This is a genomic window from Nonomuraea sp. NPDC050022, assembly GCF_044460705.1.
GTDB lineage: Bacteria > Actinomycetota > Actinomycetes > Streptosporangiales > Streptosporangiaceae > Nonomuraea.
Window position 1 is genome coordinate 66784 of sequence record NZ_JBITKE010000012.1, and the last position, 18667, is coordinate 85450.

The window sequence follows — 18667 nt, forward strand, 5'->3', positions numbered from 1 at the left end:
ATGGACATCAGCACCGCCATCGCCGCCGAGCGCACAGAGCTGGCGGCGATGCTGGCCGAGCTGTCACCCGCCCAGTGGGAGGCGCCGAGCCTGTGCGCCGGATGGCGTGTACGGGAGGTCGCGGCCCACATGTCGATGGGTTTCCGCTACCGGCTTCCCCATCTGGCGCTCGAGCTCCTCAAGGCCCGCGGCGACATCAACCGGATGGCCGATCGGCTGGCCCACCAGGACGCCGCCATCCTGTCCACCGCCCAGCTGATCAGCGCGATCCGCGACAACGCCCGCAACCCCTGGAAGCCTCCGGTCGGCGGTCCCACGGCGGGATTGGGCCATGACGTGATCCACGGCCTGGACATCACCGTCGCTCTGGGCATCGACCGCCGTATCCCCGACGACCGCGTACGCATCCTCCTGGACGCCATCAGCTCCAGAACGGCGCGCTTCTTCGGCGCCGACCTCAACGGCGTCCAGCTTCGCGCCGACGACCTCGGCTGGTCCTTCGGCACCGGCACACCCTTGATCGGCTCCGCGCAGGACCTCCTCCTGGTCGCCTACGGTCGCAAGCTGCCGCCCGGCCATCTGCGCGGGCAGACGAGCGACCGGTACGTCGCCACATGAGGGAACCGCCGAGAACGGGGTGAGGGGCCAGATTCGCTCCTTTATGCACCGCGAATATATCCTCAGGGTATAGTCCGTCCACATGATCGACTCCCCGAACCGGACCACGCCGGACGACGGCCATGGCGAGCTGCGCGAACCCCGGCGCCGTGACCGGCTGGCCATCATCACCGGGCTCGTCACCGTCCTGGCCGCCACCGGACTCGTCCAGGCCCTGCCGGCCGCGGCGTCCCAGACGGTCACGCCGTTCCTGCCCGCACCGACCGGCTCCCAGCCGGTCGGCACCACATCCCTGTACCTGAAGGACACCTCGCGCCCCGACCCCTGGGTTCCCACCGTCAAGTACCGCGAGCTCATGGTCTCGCTGTGGTACCCGGCCAAATCGCCAGGCCGCAAGCGAGCGCAGTACATGACGGCGAAGGAGTCCGAGCTGCTGCTCAAGGACGGAAAGATCACCACCATCCCGTCCGACACGCTGAGCAAGACGCGCACCAACGCCTTCACCGACGCCCGTCCCGCCGGGCGTGAACACAGCCTGCCCCTCGTGGTGCTCTCTCCCGGACACAGCAAGCCCCGCAGCGAGCTCACGGGCCTCGCCGAGGAACTGGCGAGCCGGGGGTACGTGGTGGCCGCCGTCGACCACACCTACGAGAACGTCGCCACGACCTTCCCGGACGGACGGGTCACCACCTGTGTCACGTGCGAGATCACCAAGGGGCAGGGCTGGTGGGTGAAGCTGGAGAAGAGCCGGGCTGCGGATGTGTCCTTCGTGCTCGACCAGCTGACCGGCAAGCACCCGAAGTGGAAAGGCGCCGGCCTGATCGATACGTCGAAGATCGCCATGGCCGGTCAATCGGCCGGCGGCGCGAGCGCCGTCACGGCCCTGCTGGAGGACTCCCGGCTGCGCGCCGGCATCGACATGGACGGAACCGTGGAGAGCACGGTCCCCGCATCCGGGTTGTCCCGGCCATTCCTCTTCCTGGGCAAACCCGCGACCTACGCGCCGGGCAAGGGTGAGGCCGCCTCGTGGGAGCATGTCTGGACGGGACTGACCGGCTGGAAGCGCTGGCTGCTCATGGACGGAGCCGTGCACCTGTCCTTCACCGACCTGGGCGTGCTGGTCGACCAACTCGGTATCGACGTCGGCGCCGACATACGCGGCGCCCGCGCCATGGACATCACCCGCAAGTACGTCACGGCCTTCTTCGACCAGCACCTGCGCGGCAAGCCTCAGCCCCTGTTGAACAAGTCCTCAGCGAGCTACCCCGAGATCACCTTCTGCAGTCCGCCAAAGAAGACCTGCGCTTGACGCCCTCGCCGAGTAACCCAGCGCGTTCCTACGGAAGGCGCTGCCGGCCGATCAGCACGGCGACCCCGTCCAGCAGGAGCTGCAGGCCGTTCTCGAAGAAACCGGCCAGGTCGAAGGCCGACTGATCACCCGCGGGCGCCACGCGCGCGGGGAGGCCGCTGGAGGGCAGGCCGGCACGGAACCTCGGCATGTGGACGGAGTACCACTCCCCAGCGGACAAGCCCGTGTGCCGCTCCGATTCGGCCTGCGGCTCCAGGTTCGTGGCCGTCCCCCGGACGTAGTTGGTCACCGCCCACCACACGAACCTGCCGGTATCCGGATCGATCCCCAGCTCGCGCACGACGCCCATCCCCCAGTCCCCGTACCGAAGCATGTTGGGCGTGGGCTGCGGGTGGGTGAGCGAGACGAGCCGGGGCAGCCAGGGGTGCCGCAGGTAGAGTCGCCACTGCAGGCGGGCCGCGAGTTCGAGCCGCGTCCGCCAGCTCGCCGGGGGCATCGCCGGAAGTTCCAGCTCGCCGAACGCGGTGTCGGCCATGAGCGCGGCCAGCTCCTCCTTGCCGCGCACGAGCCCGTACAGCGACATGGTGGGGATGCCGAGCGCGGTCGCGACGCCGCGGATGGACACCGCGTCGAACCCCTGGGCGTCCGCGATGGCGATCGCCGTACGGACCATCCGCTCCCGCTTGCCGTCGTGGGCGGGCTTCCGTTCTGGGGCACTCGGCACCCTGGGAGGCGGGAAGGTGCCGGGCGCGAGCTCCGCCACGACGGTGCCGACGCGGGAGATGGCCACCACCACTCCCTCCTGCCGCAGCGTGTTCAGCGCTTTAGCGGCGGTGGCGCGGGCCACCCCCCACTGCTCGGCGACCTGCCTGGTGGAGGGAACGCGGTCGCCGGCCCGCAGCTCGCCGGTCTCGACGCGCCGCTTGATCTCACTGACGATCCGCAGGTACGGCGGCGCGATGCCGTACCGGTCCATGGTCGATCGTCTCCTCACGCCGGAAGCGGCCGCTGTCCTAGTACAGAGGGTATGGCTGTCCCCCCGCGAAGGACGCCGTCACCTGCCTGGTGGAAGCGGTGAGAGCGATGAATCGTGTCCTAGTACAGGGCTGATTGCTGCTCACTGAACCGCTGGTCACCACCTATACGCAGGGTACCGTTCCGGTCGTACGCCGTACCACAGCAGGAGAGGACCATGCAGACCGAAGACCGACGCAGCCGCTACTTCGAAGGCCACTTCGCCCCGGTCAAGGAGGAAGTCACCGCCTACGACTTGCCCGTGACCGGCCGTCTGCCCGCAGATCTGGAGGGCCGCTATCTCCGGATGGGCCCCAACCCGCTGGGCGTGGAGGATCCCGCCACCCACTTCTACGCCTTCGGCGCCGGTATGGTGCACGGCGTCCGCATCCGGGACGGCCGCGCCGAGTGGTACCGCAACCGCTGGGTCCGCTCGACAGAGGTCGCCGACGCCCTGGACCGGCTACGGCGCGGCGAGGAGCCGCCCGCGTTCCTGCCTCCGTCCCCGAACGTCCACGTGATCGGCCACGCCGGCCGCACGCTCGCCCTCGTCGAGGCCGGCGGGCTGCCGCACGAGCTCGGCTACGAGCTGGACACGATCGGAGCATGCCCGATGGCCGCCACGCCCGAGGGCTCCAGCGCCAACGCGCACTCCAAGGTGGACCCGCGCACCGGCGACCTGCACTCCCTGGCCTATGTGATCGGGCGGCCGTTCGCGCAGTACATCGTCACCAACCCCGCAGGCATGGTGACCCGGGTGACGGACATCCCGTTGTCCGGCGACACCCCGTTCCTGCACGACTTCGCGCTGTCGGAGAACTACGTCCTCGTGTTCGACATCCCGCTGACGTTCAGCATGACGAAGATGCTGTTCCAGTGGGATCCCGGGCACCAGGCGCGCGTCGGCGTGCTGCCCCGGACGGGCGGTGACATCCGCTGGCTGCCGGTCGAGTCCTTCTATGTCAGCCACGTACTCAATGCCTACGACGACGGCTCCACGATCACGGTCGACCTGATCAGGTCCGAAGGGCCGGTCGACGTCGCCGACCCGGGTGCGGTCGCGCCCACACTCGACCGCTGGACCATCGATCGGGCGAGCGGCAGGGTGGACCAGCGCCGCATCGACGACCGGGCTTAGGACTTTCCCCGCGTGAACGACGCGTTCGCCTCGCGCCCGCACCGCTACGGCTACTCTGCGGTCAGCCCGGTGTACGGCGTACCGTTCACACTCGACGGCCCGCACCCCGACGAGGCGTTCACCAACGCGCTCGTCAAGCACGACCTGCGGCGTGGCATGACAGAGGTGCACGGTTTCGCCCGCGACGCCGCCGTCGGGGAGGCGGCGTTCGTCGCCAACCCGTCCGGCGGCGGCGAGGAGGACGACGGCTACCTGATGGCCTACGTCGCCGATCCCGAGCGGGGCGCCTCCGACCTGGTGATCCTGTCGGCCCAGGACTTCACAGGACCGCCCGTGGCCCGTGTCCACCTGCCCGTGCGCGTCCCGCTCGGCTTCCACGGCAACTGGATCCTCGACGCCTGAATGGGTGAGTTGCTGATCATCGGAGGGCCCTGAGATCACTGGCCGTACACGCTCCTGAGGTCGCGCAGAGCTAGATCCACTCCTGACGCGGGCGGCGCCGTCACTCCGGATGCGCGGGACGCAAGCAACCAGGAACTTGTCTGCGCTTAAGCCAGGTCACGGATCCTCCGTCAGAACTCGTCCGCGCAGAATCTCCAGTTCCCGCCTCATAGCCCACGGCCCGACGAGCATCAGAGCATGTACGGCGCTCACTTCTCGAGCGGATGCCCAGATGCCCGATCTGGGAGTCCGAAAGGAGAGGACGTCGATCGAATGGACGCGGAACACAGCCGGATCCAGATATCGCATTCCCCCGGTACCGCAGAGATAGGTCGTCGCACCGGTCAGCCAAGCGAGGTCGGCCAGTCTCTGCGACCTCTCACCCCGTACGAGCAGATCGCTACTATGCAGGATCTGCCCCGGCCACCCCACCTCCTCCAACAGCAAGCGTGTGGACACCTCCGTCACGTCGACCAGTCGGTCGGTTCTCTCGAACTCGGCGAGCACGGGTTCGAGGCGTCTCTTGAACGCCGCCCAGTGAGCACCGTGCCGATAGTGGTCGGCAAGAAGCTGGGCGACACGGCGTCGGCAACGGACGGGATCGGCCAGACGCGCTCCGCGGATGGTAGTGGAGCGGCCGTGTGGCAGATGCGTAGCGATGGAAAGCCACTGTGTCTGTCCTGAGTCGTCGAGCGAGGCGAGGCGCGCACGATGCTGGTAATCCCTGCGGGCGAACTGTACGTCGTCCAGGACGATCCAGTAGTCCGCAGTGAACAACTTGGCCAAGGTCGAGAGCCGGGCGAAGAGGTTGGGCTGGTGGATCGCGCACACCTCGCCGTACGGGAGGTCAGGACGATAGGAGCCTGCTGTCGAATCCGGCGCGGAGAAGAGCCTGGTAGGCGTCATGGACCTCTCCTGGGACGGGCTGCTCGATGGCGTAGCCGAGCTTCGGATACTCGATCACGCGCTGGAGGTCGCCGACGAGCATGTCGATGACCAATTTCGGGTCGCCGATCGAACTGACGTAGTCGTCCAGCTCCAGCGACTCGGAGGCGCACACCACCTCGATCTCGGGCCAAACCTTTCGTGCGGTGGCGTAGGACCGACGCTCCATGTACGGCTTGGAGATCAGCAGGACCGAACTGGGCTGGACTCCGGCGTCCGCCAGCACTTCCCGGGACAGGCTGATGTTCTGCCCGGTGTTGGTCGCCTTCGGCTCCAGGAGGACGCTCTTGTCGGGCACGCCGGATTCGAGCGCGTACTCGCGATAATGGACTGCCTCACCACGAGGGAAGCGGGCCGCGGTGGTGGGACTGGTGGCTCCAGAGAAGACAAGCAGCGGGAACCAGTCGGCGCGATAAAGCTCGGCTGCCGCGCGCGCGACCCCCAGGTCGTGGCTGCCCAGGCCGATGGCCACATCACACCGGCGCAGGTCGTGGTGCATCTGGTGGTAATCCCAGATCGCGCGCGCGTGCCGCCACTGCTCGTCGGTGATGACCTGCTGCTTGACGCTCACTCTGCTGCTCCCTGATCGCCGTGACAGAGGGAGGCGGGTCTCCCCCTGGATGGACCGCTGGATGCCCTCGATGCTGCGCAGTTGGTGCGCGAGCCCATGCCGTGCGGCCTCGCACGCGGCACGGTCGAGGATCATCAGCCCATCATCCACGGTTGCCCGGTCGGAAAGCAGGATGTGCCCGTAAGCCGTCTCCAGGCGTACCCGTTGCATGGGCACGTCGGTAACGGCGGTGGCGCGGGCGAGGTCGATCAGGCGCAGCGCCTCCGAGAGGTTTCCCGCGCCACGGTGTGCCAGGGCCAGTTTCTGGTGCGCGACGGACCAATCCTCGGGCTCGCCGAGGTTCTCGAACTCGCGGATGGCGGTCGTCATCAGGCGAGCGGCGTAGTCGTTCTTGTCGTTCTTGCTCAAGGCGGTGCCGACCCACAGCCGGGCACGTGTCCGGTCACGAGGTGAGAGGCGGTCGTCCACCGCCAGCACCTCATACTCCTTGGCGGCTTCGTCCAACCGGTCCGACATCTCGGCCACGACCGCCAGCGACAGGTCGAGTTGGGCGATGCGGCGGGGGATGTCGAGCTGGCTATAGATCGAGCGCGCGTTGAGGTAGGAGCGGCGAGCGGACAGAGGGCCGGCCACTGCGCCTTGGTCACGTTGGAGGTCACCGAGCAGTGTCGTCGATCGGGCGAACAGGTACAGACCCTTGTCGTCGAGAGCGTGGGGATCGTAGCGGGTGAGCCATCGGTTCAACAGGTCAGTGGCGTAGCTGAAGCTCTGGCGACTGAGTGCGACCACAGCGCGGTCGAGGTCGTCGGTCCACGTCTCGTAGTCCCAGGCCCGTGGGCCTACGCGGGTGACTCGTAGACCTTGGCCGGTGTTCTGACCGAGTTCCAGGAGCAGGGTCTCGAACCGCAAGTGGGTCGCAGAGTCCGCGCGGGCGAGCGCGGTGTCCAGGATGGCCTGGGTGTCAGGGCGGGGCCGGGTTGCGGACCCGAGATGGTCCCACTTCGCCACGGTGCGGGGAGCCACTCCGAGGTGCTGGGCGAACACCCGCACGCTCATCCGCAAGGCAGACGAAGTGCACGCGCTTCAAGGCCGGTCCACTCATGCACGGTCGTCACGTCGCTCCTCCCTTCCACGGCCCATGGAAGCACGCAGAGACATCGAGTGACTACGGAAGTGCAACGTAAGTGCGACAGCCGGTCGTATCCGGCCGGGCCGGAGCTGGCCATGCTCGAAGGGCGAGCCAAGAACCCTGACCACGGTAAGGACGGCTACCTTGTGGACACTCACCGAACAACAGGATGTGGATCATCCGATCGTCTACGGGTACCTGCGGCTACACCGCTCGACGCCTGAGCGGCAGGCAGCGCTGACGGTGACCCTCGCCCAATACTGCGACCAGCACGAATTGCGGCTCTGCGGAATCTTCACCGATCGAGGAACCGCGTTGGTGGACGCCCCGGCATTCGCCGGCCTGCTGGACGTCCTGCTCCTGTCGGGCGCCTACGGGGTGGTCCTGCCCACCGCACACCATCTGGGCGAGAAACACGTCGCCGCTCGGCAGCGGGAACAGCTCAACGCGATTGGGGCACGGCTGCTGTTCGTACGTGGCCCTCTCCGTACGGCCACCTTCACGGCCGACTGGGACATCCACAGCCCGGACGCCATTCGGAGCACCAATGACCGCGCTGAGGAGACATCAGACCTGGCCGACGTCCCCCGGAGAAGTTGAGCACGGCCTGGCAGCCAACAGCCGCGGAGATACAAGCCCGAAGCGCTGTGCTACCACGCCGAGCGCGAGCGGCCCGGTGTAGTCGTCCCCGCCGTATCGCGCCTTCGGCGCAGGCCGAGCGGTTGCTTCGGTCGGCCTGCGCCATCAGAACGTCCCTGTTACCAAGGAGGAGCCCATGCTGGCCAGTGAGGCCGAAATCGCCGCTGACACGGCAGCGAGGAGGCAGGTAGCAGACCTTCAGCGCCGCGCCTGCGGCTGGTTCTTTCTGATGTACTCCCTCTACTGGCGCCGCTACATCGCCATCTACATGGGGGAATCCGATCACAGCATCATCCTCCAGGCAGATGACCCAGACGAGCTTTGGCAGCTCATGGATGGCGTGGCGCCGCCTGATTGGCAGGCGGACCGTCTACCGCATCTTGTTGTGGGGCGGCGCTCCGAAGGCGGCAGTGTTCAAGATGCTCTTCCCGGGCTCCAGAGGGGGCTCGGGTGACAAGACGAGACGTGGCCAGGCAGGCGACCCCGTGCGCAGTCGGGGATGCTACGCCGCGTCTTGGCGCGGCCGGTCGGGGACAGCTCATCCATGGCCGACCGCGCACTCCGGCACGGGCCTTGCCCAGCCCGCGCCGCCTACAACTCGCAGTCCCACGGTGGAGCCCCTGGCCGCCAGGGGCCGCGAGCCACAACTCCCGGCCGTCTTCTCTTCCCCTGGACGCCGCCTCATCGGGCGCCGTTGAGCAATCGGCCGGGACCGAGGGAGGCGGTTTTGGGCGACCATCTGGCCGCCTCCCTCACCCCCTCTGGGCGTACAACACCGGGGCGCCCAACGGGAAGGACACGCCATGGACGCCGGTTACGCTCTGGTACTGGTTCCCCTGGCGCGCCGATCAGCCCGGTGGACGACGTCCTCGCGGCGGCGGACCGGGTCGAGCGAGTGCTCGCCGAGGTCGGGCGGCCGACTCCGTGAACGACGCGGCGGCGTAGACCGCTCCGGGGGCATCCCCGCCGTCGCGCCTTCCATCCGATGACCTCGTACGAAGCCGTTCGGGAGGGACCGGCGTCGTGCGACGCGGCGGCATGGCCACGGGGTGCGTCACCATCCCGGACAACCATGCCGCCGCAACCATGAAGGGCTGACATGTCGATTCCGCCGGAATTTCACGGGGTGCATCTCGCGCCACTCGGTGCTGTCCACAAGCAAATCGAGTGGGATCTTCCCACTTCGCGTACAGCCAGGGTGCGCGTACGCCGCCACACCTGCTGTTGCGGGAACATTCAGTTTGAGCTCTGCGAGGCGGGCGGGCTGATGTTCATCCGCCGTCTGGAGTCTTCTCACGACGGCGGCGTTGTAGTTCACGAAACGGAGCGGGTACGGACCGCGCAGGCCGTACATCTGTGGGACCTTCTTCTGCGCGGTCAGGCTGGTTGATCGAGGTCCCTAACAGCCTTTCGGAAACCCCTGGCTCGCCTCTCCCGATTTAGCGCAAACCGAGTCGTCGTTTGCGCTTGGTGAGCCGGTCGAGCTCCTCTTGATACTCAGCTGACGGCAGCCCGTCCAGGAATCGCTCCAACGCCTGGCACACCTCCCTGGCTTCTCGGAGCTTTCTCTGCGAGACCGCTTGCTCGATCATGCCGAAAAGGATGGCCACCTGGTTTCTGTCCACGTGGGCCGCCTTGGACGCTCGCGGTTTGGAACGGGCCGATGCGGGCGCTGGCAATGGGATCGCTTTCGGGGGCTTGCCGGAGCGCATCTTGGCCGGCTCGCTGCTGCGCTCCCGTTCAATCTCGGCTTCTCGGACGATGTTCCGCTGTCGATTGAGCCGTTGGTCCGCCTCGCTCCGCTCCGTCGCGCCCAGCCGCTCCATAAGGGCTTCGACCTCCTCGTACAGGCCGGCCCAGGTGTCGGCATCCCGCTGCGTCTCTGCGTACTCCAGCGTCGCCAGAATGGCCTGCGTCCTTGCCCATGCATCCGAATTGGTCTGGGCAGGTTCCTTCGATTCCTCATCCACCTGATCCGCGTCGTCAGCAGGAATGAGGACAAGGTCTTGTACCTGGAGCTTCCACACGATCTCGGTGGATCCCATGGGGGACGTTGCGGACAAGAGTGCAGGACCAGCGACTATGTGAGAGCGACCGATGACTGGCGCCGAGTCCGCTTCCGCGATGATCACGCGGACCGATGTCGTGGGTAGAACGAAGTCCGTACACGCGATATCGGCATCGATCTCGCGATGTGTCATCGTCCTTCCCGAACGGGGAATGAGGGTGAGCGACTCCTCGTGCACAGCGAATCCGACCGCGGCAAGGGGATGAGGCACCGCTGCCCCCTGCTTTGGCTTCTCGATTGACGCGGCCCTTGTGTTCGCTGGCTCGGCCGTCGATGGCCAGTAGGGAGCCTGCGTCGTTCGGTTCCGAGGAAGCTCGGCCAGGTGCGGGGTCCGGACGCGCCCGCGTTCGTCAATCGTGCAGTCCTGGAGATTCGCCCACAGCGGGATCTTGCCACCGACCTTCGTTCCGATTTTGACGATGCGCCGGAACCCGTCGGTTTCACAGCCGACAACGAACGCATGCCCCTGGCGCTTGGTCATGTGCCGGACCATGGGAACCGACGGAGCGAAAAGCCACTCGACGCTCCTGTGTGATCGCCGGAGTTGGGCATCCCGCTGAGGCCATTTGCCGTTCGAGTCTTCGCGCAGGTCATTGCGGAGCGCAACGGCGATCAGACCGCCCTTGGCCATTTCGATCGTCATACCGGTGCATGAGCCTCCCTCCCGGGGGACCGAGCCCTCCAGGTGCACCGCCTTGACTTGGTGGCCACACCGCCTCAACCAGTCGGTGAGCTCCTGCCGGATGTACAGATGGTCGGCGCTCTGCTCATCAGTGCTAGACCGTCGGCAGTTCACGGGCCCATCACTGCTCTCCGGGTGGTGGGCGAAGTGCGGCACCCGCACCGGACCGATGCGCGTGTACAGCTCCTTACCGCAGCCGCCCAGCCACTCTCCGCAGAAGAACCGCTTCGCGCTGTACTTCCGCCGAAGCAATTCGGCGTCGACCCGCTCGAACGGCATCATGATCGGCTGGTGCGAGCCGGGTAACCCGAGAACAGCAGTTTGGACCTTCCGAGTGTCGCGCATTTCAACCTCCGAGATGTGGGCAGCATGGCGATCCGCCCGAGTACTCACCTCGTGGGCTGGAACAGCGGCGGAACAGGGCACCGAAGGCCCTGTCCCCATCAGAGTGTGAGAGCGCCCGCAAGAAGATCGTCAAAGCGGTCCAAGCCCTCTGCCGGACGGTCGATCCCCCGCAACGGACCATGATCGACGAGGTGCGCGTCGGCGTAGAGCCGGGCCACCAGCGCCTTGCGGTCGGTGCCGAACTCCCGCGCCTCCCATGCCGCCTGCTCCAGCAGCAGCGCCGCCGCGTAGACATCCGCCATGTACGTGGCCAGCGCGAACAGCTGCGCCTCCGCCGCGACGGGGTCCAGGGAGGACCAGGCGGTGATCGCCTTTCGCAGGTCCTCGATGCGGCCGCGGACGAGAGACGCTGTCTCAGGGTCGACGGACGAAGCGGGGTCGACGGCGGAGACGAGCCGGTCGAGGAAGGGCTCGTGGGCGTTCTCGCGCAGCATCGCCCGCCGTACGTCGAGGCACAGGATGTTGTCGCCGCCCTCCCAGATCGGATTGACCTGGGCGTCGCGCAGCAGCCTGGCCACCGGCCACTGCTCGATGTAGCCGTTGCCGCCGTGCACCTCGATCGCGTCGCTGGCCGCCGTGACGCCGAGCCGGGCCGCCCGCAGCTTGATCAGGGCGGGCGCGATGCGCAGGCGCGGTCCGACGAGGCCGTCGAAGACGAGCGCCTGGGCCGCCTCGACCTCGACGATCAGCTCGGCCAGCTTGCGGCGCATCAGCGGCTGTTCGATGAGCGGCCGGCCGAACGCCTCGCGAGAGCGCGCGTAGCAGAGCGACTCGACCAGGGCGCGTCTGGCCACGCCGGCACCCATCATCGCCACGCCGAGCCGGGAGGCGTTGGTGAGCTTCATCATCGTGCCGAGCCCCGAGCCGGAGCCGCTCCCAGCCAGCAGGAACGCCTCCGCGTCGGCGAGCTCCACCTCGGCCGACGCGACGGAGCGAGTGCCGAGCTTGTCCTTCAGCCGCCTGATCCGCACCCCGTTGCGCGAGCCGTCACGGCGCTCCCACAGCACCAGGAACGGCGCCACGTCACCCTCGGGAAGCCGGGCGAGCACGACGAAGGCGGAGCCGTTGGCGTTCGAGGCGAACCACTTGAGCCCGGACAGCAGCCAGGAGTCGCCGTCCGGCACCGCCGTGGCCTCCAGGGCGGCCAGGTCGGAGCCGCCGGTCCGCTCCGTGAACATTTGAGCGGCCTCACCGGAGTAGAAGCCGTTGGCGAAGATCGCCCGCACCCGGTCACGTACGTCCTCAGGTGCGTGCCGTTCGGCCAGCGAGACCACCATGTCCCCGCCCGTTCCGAGCGCGCAGCCCATCCCGATGTCTGCCTGGTCGAGCAGGTACGTCCAGGCAGCGGCGAGTGCGGCGGGATTCGCGCCGTTCGCCCGAGCCTCGTCGGCGAACGCCGGTGCGGTGAAGTTGTTGGTCATGAGGGCGTTCCTGGCCGTGTGGAAGGAGGGCGGCATCACGACCTCGCTGACGTCCCTGCCCCACTTGTCGTACTTCTCCAGCCGTGGCGGGTGCCGATCGGTCTCCTCCGCGCACTCGGCCACCGTGCCGCCCATCAGCGCGCCCAGCTTGTCCAGGTACGGCGTGGCCCAGGCGAAGCCGTCGCCCAGGTGGCGCCGCATGAGCAGTTGCAGCGTCGGATCGCAGCTCCACCAGTTACGCCCCGCGGCGCCCTGATAGCGCTCGGTCGCGTAACGGTCGCTGCCGTCGATCGATTCGATGAGATAGCGCCCCATACCCCGGACATTACATATACTCGACACGCGATGGAAGAGCGTAACAATCTCAGTGCGAGGTCGGCTGTGCTGAGCGCGCTGCTCGGCAGCCATCCGCCCCGGCTGGCCGCCCGTCACCTGGTGCGCATCGGCGCGCTGTTCGGCATCGCCGAGGGGACCGTGCGGGTGGCGCTGTCACGCATGGTGGCGGCCGGCGACCTGGTCCAGTCCAGCGGCCGCTACACGCTGTCCGACCGCCTCATCGAGCGTCAGGGCAGGCAGGACGAGAGCCGCGACCCGCACACCAGATCGTGGGACGGCACCTGGGAGATCGCGGTCGTGACGGCCGAGCGCCGCGCCCCGGCCGACCGGGCCGCCTTCCGGCACACGATGATCGCGCTACGCCTGGCCGAGCTCCGTGAGGGCACCTGGCTGCGCCCGGCCAACCTGCTGCGGCGCTGGCCGGAGAGCGTCACCGCGCAGTGCACGCTGATCGACGGCCGCCCGCACGACGACCCCACGCCGCTGCTGTGGGACCTCGACGGCTGGGCGGGCGAGGCGCGCCGGCTGGAGAGCGCGCTCGACCGGGCCGAGGGCCTGACCGAGGGGTTCCTGGTGTCGGCGGCGGTGGTACGCCACCTGCTGGCCGACCCGCTGCTGCCTGAAGAACTGCTGCCCGGTGATTGGCCCGGCCCCCGGCTGCGCGCCCGCTACGACGACTTCGACCGCCGCTACCGCGAACTGCTGTACCAGCACCTCGGCGATTGACAGCACCTCACAGATTGACCGCGAAGATCACCCGCTTGTTCCTGAACTCGGTGACGCTCCACAGTCTGCCGTCCTGCACGGTCAGGTCCTCCGGCCCGATGGGATACGGGCGGGTGACGAGCTTGCCCTCGGTGCTGACGTGCAGCTTGCCGTTGGTGTTGCCGTCGGCCGCCTGGCTCATGTACCACTTGCCGCCGCTGGAGAGCGCACCCTGGATCTTCGGCAGACCCATGACGTAGGCGTCCCTGGGGACGCCGCCGCTGAGCTCCAGGTCCCATCGGGCGACGCGGCCGTTGGCGTCGTTCTCGTGGTATTCGCCGCAGACGAGGGTGTGCGGGGTGGTGCTGCGGTCGATGGAGGCGAACGAGAAGAGGGCGCCGGTCGTGGCGAGGCGCCAGGAGTCGCTCTGCGGGATGACATAGCGGTAGCCGAACGCGTGGTACTTGCCGCCCTGGCGGCCGATGCGCGTCGGATCACCCAGGTCGTTCTGGGCGGTACGCAGGTCGAGCAGGTGGTTGAGGTCGAAGACCCGCAGCCCCTTGCTCGTGTCGGCCACGTAGAGCAGGTCGCCGTGCCAGGCCACGCCGCCCGCGTGGATGTTGATCGCCCCGTACGACCCGTCGGGCTTGGCCTCGACGAGGAGCGCGTGCTGGTACTTCAGCGTCTGCGGGCTGAGGAAGCTCACCCTGATCCCGCGTTCGACCACGGGCGCCTCTGGCTTGAAGTACCAGCTGGCCACGAACACCGGGACCCCCGCCGAGCCGGAGTCCTCGCCGCAGGTCAGGCCCTGCGGATACCAGTCGGTCGTGTCCTGGTCCTTGGCGTCGAAGGCGTACCAGTCGACCGGTTTGGGGTTCATCGAGCCCAGCGCCCCCGTCGCCCCCTTGTGTACGCCGGTCCGGTTGGCGTGGGCCAGCACCGCCTCTACAGAGACGGCGCCGATGCCGCTGGCCAGCTTGGCCGCCCCCTCGGCCAAGGTGCCCGTAGCCCTGCGTAAGGTGAAGGGCGTCTTGTCGATCGGAACCATCCCCGGTGCAGCCATACTTCCCTCGCTTTTCCGTCGATGTCTCGTGTATTCGACGGATCGGCGGGCGGGAAAGTTCGGCTAGCTCCAGGTATGTACGGGTTGACCGGAAAGGGCGAGCTCGTGATACCGCCGTACCAGCCGCTCCGCGTCGCCACCGAACTCGGCCAGCGTTTCGCGCTGCCACGCCGCTCCGGTACGGCGCAGCCGGGTCCGCTGCCTGATGACGTCGAGCGCGCCGTCGGCGTCCGGCGGCGCGACCCCGGCCGCGAGCAGCCCCTCCCTGGCCTCGGGCAGCAGCTCGAGTACCAGGTCGGCGGCCGCGAAATCGCCGTCCCGGCCGGGCCAGGACAGCTTTGCGTCGAGCCCGTGCATGGCGGCCCGGTAGAAGTTCTGGTACGCCTCGGCGAAGGCGTACTCGGTGAGGTCCCGCTCCGCCTGCGACATCGTCAGCCCGATGAGGAACGCGGTGTTGGCCGCCATGTCCGCGCAGGACGGTCCCGCGGGCAGGGCGCGCATCTCGATCCGCAGGTGGCCGCCGTCTGACGGGTCGTAGACGGGCCGGTTCCAGTGCCAGATCGTGCCCTGGTGCAGCCGCAGCTCGGGCACGTCCAGCGGGTCGGGGTTGTCCGTCATGTCGGGCAGGACCGGGTCGTAGTCCCGTACGTACCGCTCGAACAGCTCGTAAGCCCCCTCGCGCACCCAATCAGACCCGAACGTGACCCGGCCGTCCTTCCGATAGCGCCGTTCCAGGTCCCGGTCGTCGGCCGCCTCCTCCATCAACGCGATCCTGGTCTCCTCCCGCAGCTGCCTGCCGAGGAAGAACGGCGAGTTGCCGCAGGCCGCCAGCACCGGCCCGGTGGCCAGCTGCGCCGCGTTGAACAGCCGGGCGAACCGGTCCGGCGGCGTGCGGATGTGCACCTGCCACGAGGTGTTGGCGCTCTCCAGGATGACGTCCTCGACCGCCAGCTCCAGGTCGTCGATCTTGACCAGGAACGGCTCCAGCCGCAGCCGCCGCAGCCCTCGGCTCATCGCCCGGTAGCGGTTCTGGTCGCTGATCGCCTCCTTGGTGAAGTCGTCGGCGCTCAAGGTGGGCAGAATCCCGATGGGCACCGCGCCGCCGCCCTCGACCGCCCGGTCCACGCTCGTCAGAGTCTCCTGCACCTCCGCGCCCAGCTGCTCGAACGGCCGCCCCTCCAGCGGCAGCGGAGTCAGGTTGACCTCCAGGTTGAAACGGCCGAGCTCCAGGACCACGCGGGGGTCGCCGAGCGCGTCGCGCACCTCGGCGTTGCGCGGCAGCGGGCGGCCCGCCTCGTCGATGAGGAACAGCTCCAGCTCCGCGCCGATGGTCGTCGGCCCCTCGCCGAAGCCCGGCCTGTCGAGCAGCTCGCGCAGCACGTCCAGCTGCTCGTGGAGACGCTCTCCGAAGCGGGTGTACTCCGCTTCGGAAAACCGCTCTTTGTCCAAATCTTGTCCCATAGCCTCCTTACTGTCCGGACATCTCCCTTCCACACCTCACCAAGTCAGCGGGCCGTCTTCGTCCAGGAAGGCGCCGGTCGGGCCGTCGGCGTCGAGGGTGGCCATCCGTACGGCGATCGTCGCGCCCTGCTCGGGTGTGCGGTGGCCGGAGTGCCCGTTGAGGTCGGTGGCGCAGTAACCCGGGGTGACGGCGTTCACCTTGATCGAGGTGTCCCATAGCTCCTTGGCATAGGAGACGGTGATCATGTTGAGCGCGCTCTTGGAGGAGTTGTAGGCCATGAGGTTGCGCTCCCAAAGGCGGCTGTCCGGGTCCATCACCATGGACAGGGAGCCGAGCTCGCTCGACATGTTCACGATCCTGGCCGCCTCGGCCCGGCGCAGCAGCGGCAGCATCGCGTTGGTCACGGTGACCACACCGAACACGTTGGTCTCGTACACCTGCCTGAGCTCGTCAGCGCTGCTGGCGCTGGGGCGCGGGTCCTCCGCCCAGACCATGACCCCAGCGTTGTTCACCAGGATGTCGAGCGTGCCGTACTCCTGCTCGATCCACTTGGCGGCGGCCTGCACGCTGTCGGCGTCGGTCACGTCGAGCCGCACGTACGGCTGGCCGATCCGCTCGGCGGCGGCCCGGCCGCGCTCCTCGTCGCGCGCCCCCACGATGGCGGTGACGCCGCGCTCGCCGAGCAGCCGCGCGATCTCGAAGCCGATTCCCTTGTTGGCACCTGTGATGAGGGCAGTTGTCGTCATGGCTCAACGCTCGCGCGGATCGGGCCGCAGCGTGAGAGACCTCCTTAGGCTGGGATCGGCGGTACCACCCAAGGGGCCACGATCTGCCCGAAGATAGTGGGATGGACCGCACCAAACTCGCCGAGTTCCTCCGCAGCAGGCGCGCCCGCGTCACGCCCCGTGACGTGGCGCTGCCCGAGGCCGGACGCCGTCGCACGCCGGGCCTGCGCAGGCAGGAGGTCGCGCAGCTCGCGGGGATGTCGATCGACTACTACATCCGGCTGGAGCAGGGCCGCGGGCCCCATCCGTCGCGCCAGGTGCTCAACGCGCTGGCCAGGGCGCTCATGCTCAGCCAGGACGAGCGCGGCCACCTGTTCAACCTGGCCGGCCAGGCGCTGGAGACGCCGCGCATCAGGGCCGACGTACCCGAGGCCATCCTGCACCTCATCTCCTTCCTGGAGGAGGTGCCCGCCTATGTGGTCGACGCCAAGTACGACATCCTGGCCTGGAACCCGCTCGCCGGCGTGGTCATGGGCGATCTCGACGCACGCTCGCCCGACGATCTCAACGTCATCCGCTGGGTGTTCCGCTCCTCCGACGTCGGCGGGTACTTCGAGGACGAGGAGAGGAGCCGCTTCGCCCGCGGCTCCGTGGCCGACCTCCGCGTCGCGGCGGGTCGTTACCCGGATGACCAGGGCCTCCAGGCGCTGGTCGCGGAGCTGCTCGCGTTGAGTCCCGAGTTCGCCGAGATCTGGGCCAGGCACGAGGTGGCGGTCCGCCGGCACAACACCAAGCGCCTCGACCTCCCGGACCTCGGCGTCATCGACGTGACCTGCCAGGTCCTGGCCGTGCCGGACCGCGAGGACCTGCGCCTGGTCATCTACACGGCCGAACCAGGTTCACCCTCGCACCAAGCCTTGCGCAAGCTGCGGCAGTTGACCCTAAGCTCATGAGATGCGAGCCGTTGCGTTTGACCTGTTCGGTGGGGAGCTCGACCTGCGCGAGCTGCCCGACCCCTCCCCGGCGCCGCACGGGGCGGTGATCAGGGTCGAGGCGACGGGCCTGTGCCGCAGCGACTGGCACGGCTGGCAGGGCCACGACCCCGACATCCGCGTCCTGCCCCACGTGCCGGGGCACGAGCTCGCGGGCGTCGTGGAGGCGGTCGGCGCCGAGGTGCGCGGCTGGCTGCCCGGCGCCAGGATCACCGTCCCGTTCGTGTGCGCCTGCGGATCCTGTACGGCCTGCGCCGCCGGCCAGCAGCAGGTGTGCGAGCGGCAGACCCAGCCCGGCTTCACCCACTGGGGCTCCTACGCCGAATACGTGGCGATCGACCACGCCGACGTGAACCTGATCCCGGTCCCCGAGGAGATGGCCTACGTGACGGCGGCCGGGCTCGGCTGCCGCTTCGCCACCGCTTTCCGCGCCATCACGCAGGTGGGGGCCGTACGGCCGGGCGAGTGGGTGGCCGTGCACGGCTGCGGCGGGGTCGGCCTGTCCGCCATCATGATCGCCACCGCGGCCGGAGCGCGCGTGGTGGCCGTCGACATCAACACCGACGCGCTCCAGCTCGCCGAGCAGGCGGGCGCCACACACTTCGTCGACGGCTCGGCCGGTGACGCGGGCGCCCAGGTCAGGGAGCTGACCAGGGGCGGGGCGCATCTGTCGATCGACGCGCTGGGCAGCCCCCAGACCTGCGCGGCCTCCGTCGAGAGCCTGCGCCGCCGCGGCCGGCACGTACAGGTCGGGCTGCTGCCCGGCGCGGCGACCCCGGTGCCGATGGACCGGGTGATCGGGCACGAGCTGCGGCTGCTCGGCAGCCACGGCATGGCCGCGCACGACTACGCGCCGATGATGGAGATGATCAGGGCCGGGATCCTGCACCCCGACCAGCTCGTCACCCGGACCATCGGGCTCGCAGACGCGGGCAAGGCCCTTTCCTCGATCGGCAGCGTGCCCGGCGTGACGATGATCACCCCGCGGTTCCCCCTGTAGCGGC

The 18667-nt window shown here is 68.5% G+C and carries 15 protein-coding genes and 1 pseudogene; 8 read left to right on the forward strand and 8 right to left on the reverse strand.

Going from position 1 to position 18667, the window contains the following annotated elements:
- Both ACIBO2_RS43005 and ACIBO2_RS43010 read left to right on the forward strand, forming a co-directional pair.
- Positions 1–618: a maleylpyruvate isomerase family mycothiol-dependent enzyme gene (locus tag ACIBO2_RS43005; RefSeq protein WP_358553431.1), complete on the forward strand. Its 618-nt coding sequence runs from the start codon at positions 1–3 to the stop codon at positions 616–618.
- 82 nt (positions 619–700) lie between these two features.
- Positions 701–1927: an alpha/beta hydrolase gene (locus tag ACIBO2_RS43010; RefSeq protein ID WP_358553433.1), complete on the forward strand. Its 1227-nt coding sequence runs from the start codon at positions 701–703 to the stop codon at positions 1925–1927.
- Positions 1928–1955: 28 nt separating this feature from the next.
- On the opposite strand, the gene ACIBO2_RS43015 is transcribed toward ACIBO2_RS43010, so the two are convergent.
- Positions 1956–2903, reverse strand: coding sequence for a GntR family transcriptional regulator (locus ACIBO2_RS43015; RefSeq protein WP_397304058.1), 948 nt, complete (start codon positions 2901–2903; stop codon positions 1956–1958).
- Positions 2904–3119: 216 nt separating this feature from the next.
- Between ACIBO2_RS43015 and ACIBO2_RS43020 the strand changes: the two are divergent.
- Positions 3120–4481 (forward strand): annotated as a pseudogene (locus ACIBO2_RS43020) (carotenoid oxygenase family protein).
- A gap of 156 nt (positions 4482–4637) precedes the next feature.
- Here ACIBO2_RS43020 and ACIBO2_RS43025 read toward each other — a convergent pair.
- A complete protein-coding gene (locus ACIBO2_RS43025) occupies positions 4638–5426 on the reverse strand; it encodes a WbqC family protein (RefSeq protein ID WP_358553439.1) in 789 nt (262 codons plus the stop codon).
- Positions 5368–7092, reverse strand: coding sequence for an ElyC/SanA/YdcF family protein (locus ACIBO2_RS43030; protein WP_397304059.1), 1725 nt, complete (start codon positions 7090–7092; stop codon positions 5368–5370). The genes ACIBO2_RS43025 and ACIBO2_RS43030 overlap by 59 nt, the downstream gene beginning before the upstream one ends.
- A 217-nt stretch (positions 7093–7309) precedes the next feature.
- Between ACIBO2_RS43030 and ACIBO2_RS43035 the strand changes: the two genes are divergently transcribed.
- The gene (locus tag ACIBO2_RS43035; protein ID WP_358553443.1) at positions 7310–7765 is read left to right on the forward strand and encodes a hypothetical protein; all 456 of its coding nucleotides are present in this window, start codon (positions 7310–7312) and stop codon (positions 7763–7765) included.
- Positions 7766–7940: 175 nt separating this feature from the next.
- Complete coding sequence (locus ACIBO2_RS43040; RefSeq protein WP_358553445.1) at positions 7941–8258, forward strand: hypothetical protein; 318 nt, start codon at positions 7941–7943, stop codon at positions 8256–8258.
- A 985-nt stretch (positions 8259–9243) separates the two neighbouring features.
- Here ACIBO2_RS43040 and ACIBO2_RS43045 read toward each other — a convergent pair.
- Both ACIBO2_RS43045 and ACIBO2_RS43050 read right to left on the reverse strand, forming a co-directional pair.
- Entirely contained in the window at positions 9244–10836 is a 1593-nt protein-coding gene (locus ACIBO2_RS43045; protein WP_397304060.1) for a competence protein CoiA family protein, read from the reverse strand.
- Between the two features lie 161 nt (positions 10837–10997).
- Complete coding sequence (locus ACIBO2_RS43050; protein WP_397304061.1) at positions 10998–12695, reverse strand: acyl-CoA dehydrogenase family protein; 1698 nt, start codon at positions 12693–12695, stop codon at positions 10998–11000.
- A 30-nt stretch (positions 12696–12725) separates the two neighbouring features.
- Here ACIBO2_RS43050 and ACIBO2_RS43055 point away from each other — a divergent pair, with 30 nt between their 5' ends.
- Positions 12726–13442: a PaaX family transcriptional regulator C-terminal domain-containing protein gene (locus tag ACIBO2_RS43055; protein ID WP_397304062.1), complete on the forward strand. Its 717-nt coding sequence runs from the start codon at positions 12726–12728 to the stop codon at positions 13440–13442.
- A gap of 7 nt (positions 13443–13449) precedes the next feature.
- Here the strand turns inward: ACIBO2_RS43055 and ACIBO2_RS43060 are convergent, their stop codons facing one another.
- The 3 genes from ACIBO2_RS43060 to ACIBO2_RS43070 form a co-directional block, all read right to left on the reverse strand.
- Positions 13450–14484 carry a hypothetical protein gene (locus ACIBO2_RS43060; RefSeq protein WP_397304063.1) on the reverse strand — a complete coding sequence of 345 codons (1035 nt, stop codon included), beginning with the start codon at positions 14482–14484 and terminating at the stop codon, positions 13450–13452.
- Between the two features lie 63 nt (positions 14485–14547).
- Entirely contained in the window at positions 14548–15945 is a 1398-nt protein-coding gene (locus ACIBO2_RS43065) for a glutamate--cysteine ligase (RefSeq protein ID WP_397304064.1), read from the reverse strand.
- Between the two features lie 36 nt (positions 15946–15981).
- The gene (locus ACIBO2_RS43070) at positions 15982–16692 is read right to left on the reverse strand and encodes an SDR family oxidoreductase (protein WP_358553457.1); all 711 of its coding nucleotides are present in this window, start codon (positions 16690–16692) and stop codon (positions 15982–15984) included.
- Positions 16693–16793: 101 nt separating this feature from the next.
- Here ACIBO2_RS43070 and ACIBO2_RS43075 point away from each other — a divergent pair, with 101 nt between their 5' ends.
- Entirely contained in the window at positions 16794–17624 is an 831-nt protein-coding gene (locus tag ACIBO2_RS43075) for a helix-turn-helix transcriptional regulator (RefSeq protein ID WP_358553459.1), read from the forward strand.
- A 1-nt stretch (position 17625) separates the two neighbouring features.
- Positions 17626–18663 carry a zinc-dependent alcohol dehydrogenase family protein gene (locus ACIBO2_RS43080; RefSeq protein WP_225289754.1) on the forward strand — a complete coding sequence of 346 codons (1038 nt, stop codon included), beginning with the start codon at positions 17626–17628 and terminating at the stop codon, positions 18661–18663.
- Positions 18664–18667 lie beyond the last annotated feature (4 nt).

Bases quoted from the DNA above. Each gene is read 5' to 3' on its own strand.
- ACIBO2_RS43070 (WP_358553457.1), bottom strand. From the start codon at position 16,692: ATGACGACAACTGCCCTCATCACAGGTGCCAACAAGGGAATCGGCTTC.
- ACIBO2_RS43040 (WP_358553445.1), top strand. From the start codon at position 7,941: ATGCTGGCCAGTGAGGCCGAAATCGCCGCTGACACGGCAGCGAGGAGG.
- ACIBO2_RS43055 (WP_397304062.1), top strand. From the start codon at position 12,726: ATGGAAGAGCGTAACAATCTCAGTGCGAGGTCGGCTGTGCTGAGCGCG.
- ACIBO2_RS43065 (WP_397304064.1), bottom strand. From the start codon at position 15,945: ATGGGACAAGATTTGGACAAAGAGCGGTTTTCCGAAGCGGAGTACACC.
- ACIBO2_RS43030 (WP_397304059.1), bottom strand. From the start codon at position 7,092: ATGAGCGTGCGGGTGTTCGCCCAGCACCTCGGAGTGGCTCCCCGCACC.
- ACIBO2_RS43025 (WP_358553439.1), bottom strand. From the start codon at position 5,426: ATGACGCCTACCAGGCTCTTCTCCGCGCCGGATTCGACAGCAGGCTCC.
- ACIBO2_RS43050 (WP_397304061.1), bottom strand. From the start codon at position 12,695: ATGGGGCGCTATCTCATCGAATCGATCGACGGCAGCGACCGTTACGCG.
- ACIBO2_RS43010 (WP_358553433.1), top strand. From the start codon at position 701: ATGATCGACTCCCCGAACCGGACCACGCCGGACGACGGCCATGGCGAG.
- ACIBO2_RS43060 (WP_397304063.1), bottom strand. From the start codon at position 14,484: ATGGCTGCACCGGGGATGGTTCCGATCGACAAGACGCCCTTCACCTTA.
- ACIBO2_RS43015 (WP_397304058.1), bottom strand. From the start codon at position 2,903: ATGGACCGGTACGGCATCGCGCCGCCGTACCTGCGGATCGTCAGTGAG.
- ACIBO2_RS43075 (WP_358553459.1), top strand. From the start codon at position 16,794: ATGGACCGCACCAAACTCGCCGAGTTCCTCCGCAGCAGGCGCGCCCGC.
- ACIBO2_RS43080 (WP_225289754.1), top strand. From the start codon at position 17,626: ATGCGAGCCGTTGCGTTTGACCTGTTCGGTGGGGAGCTCGACCTGCGC.
- ACIBO2_RS43045 (WP_397304060.1), bottom strand. From the start codon at position 10,836: ATGATGCCGTTCGAGCGGGTCGACGCCGAATTGCTTCGGCGGAAGTAC.
- ACIBO2_RS43005 (WP_358553431.1), top strand. From the start codon at position 1: ATGGACATCAGCACCGCCATCGCCGCCGAGCGCACAGAGCTGGCGGCG.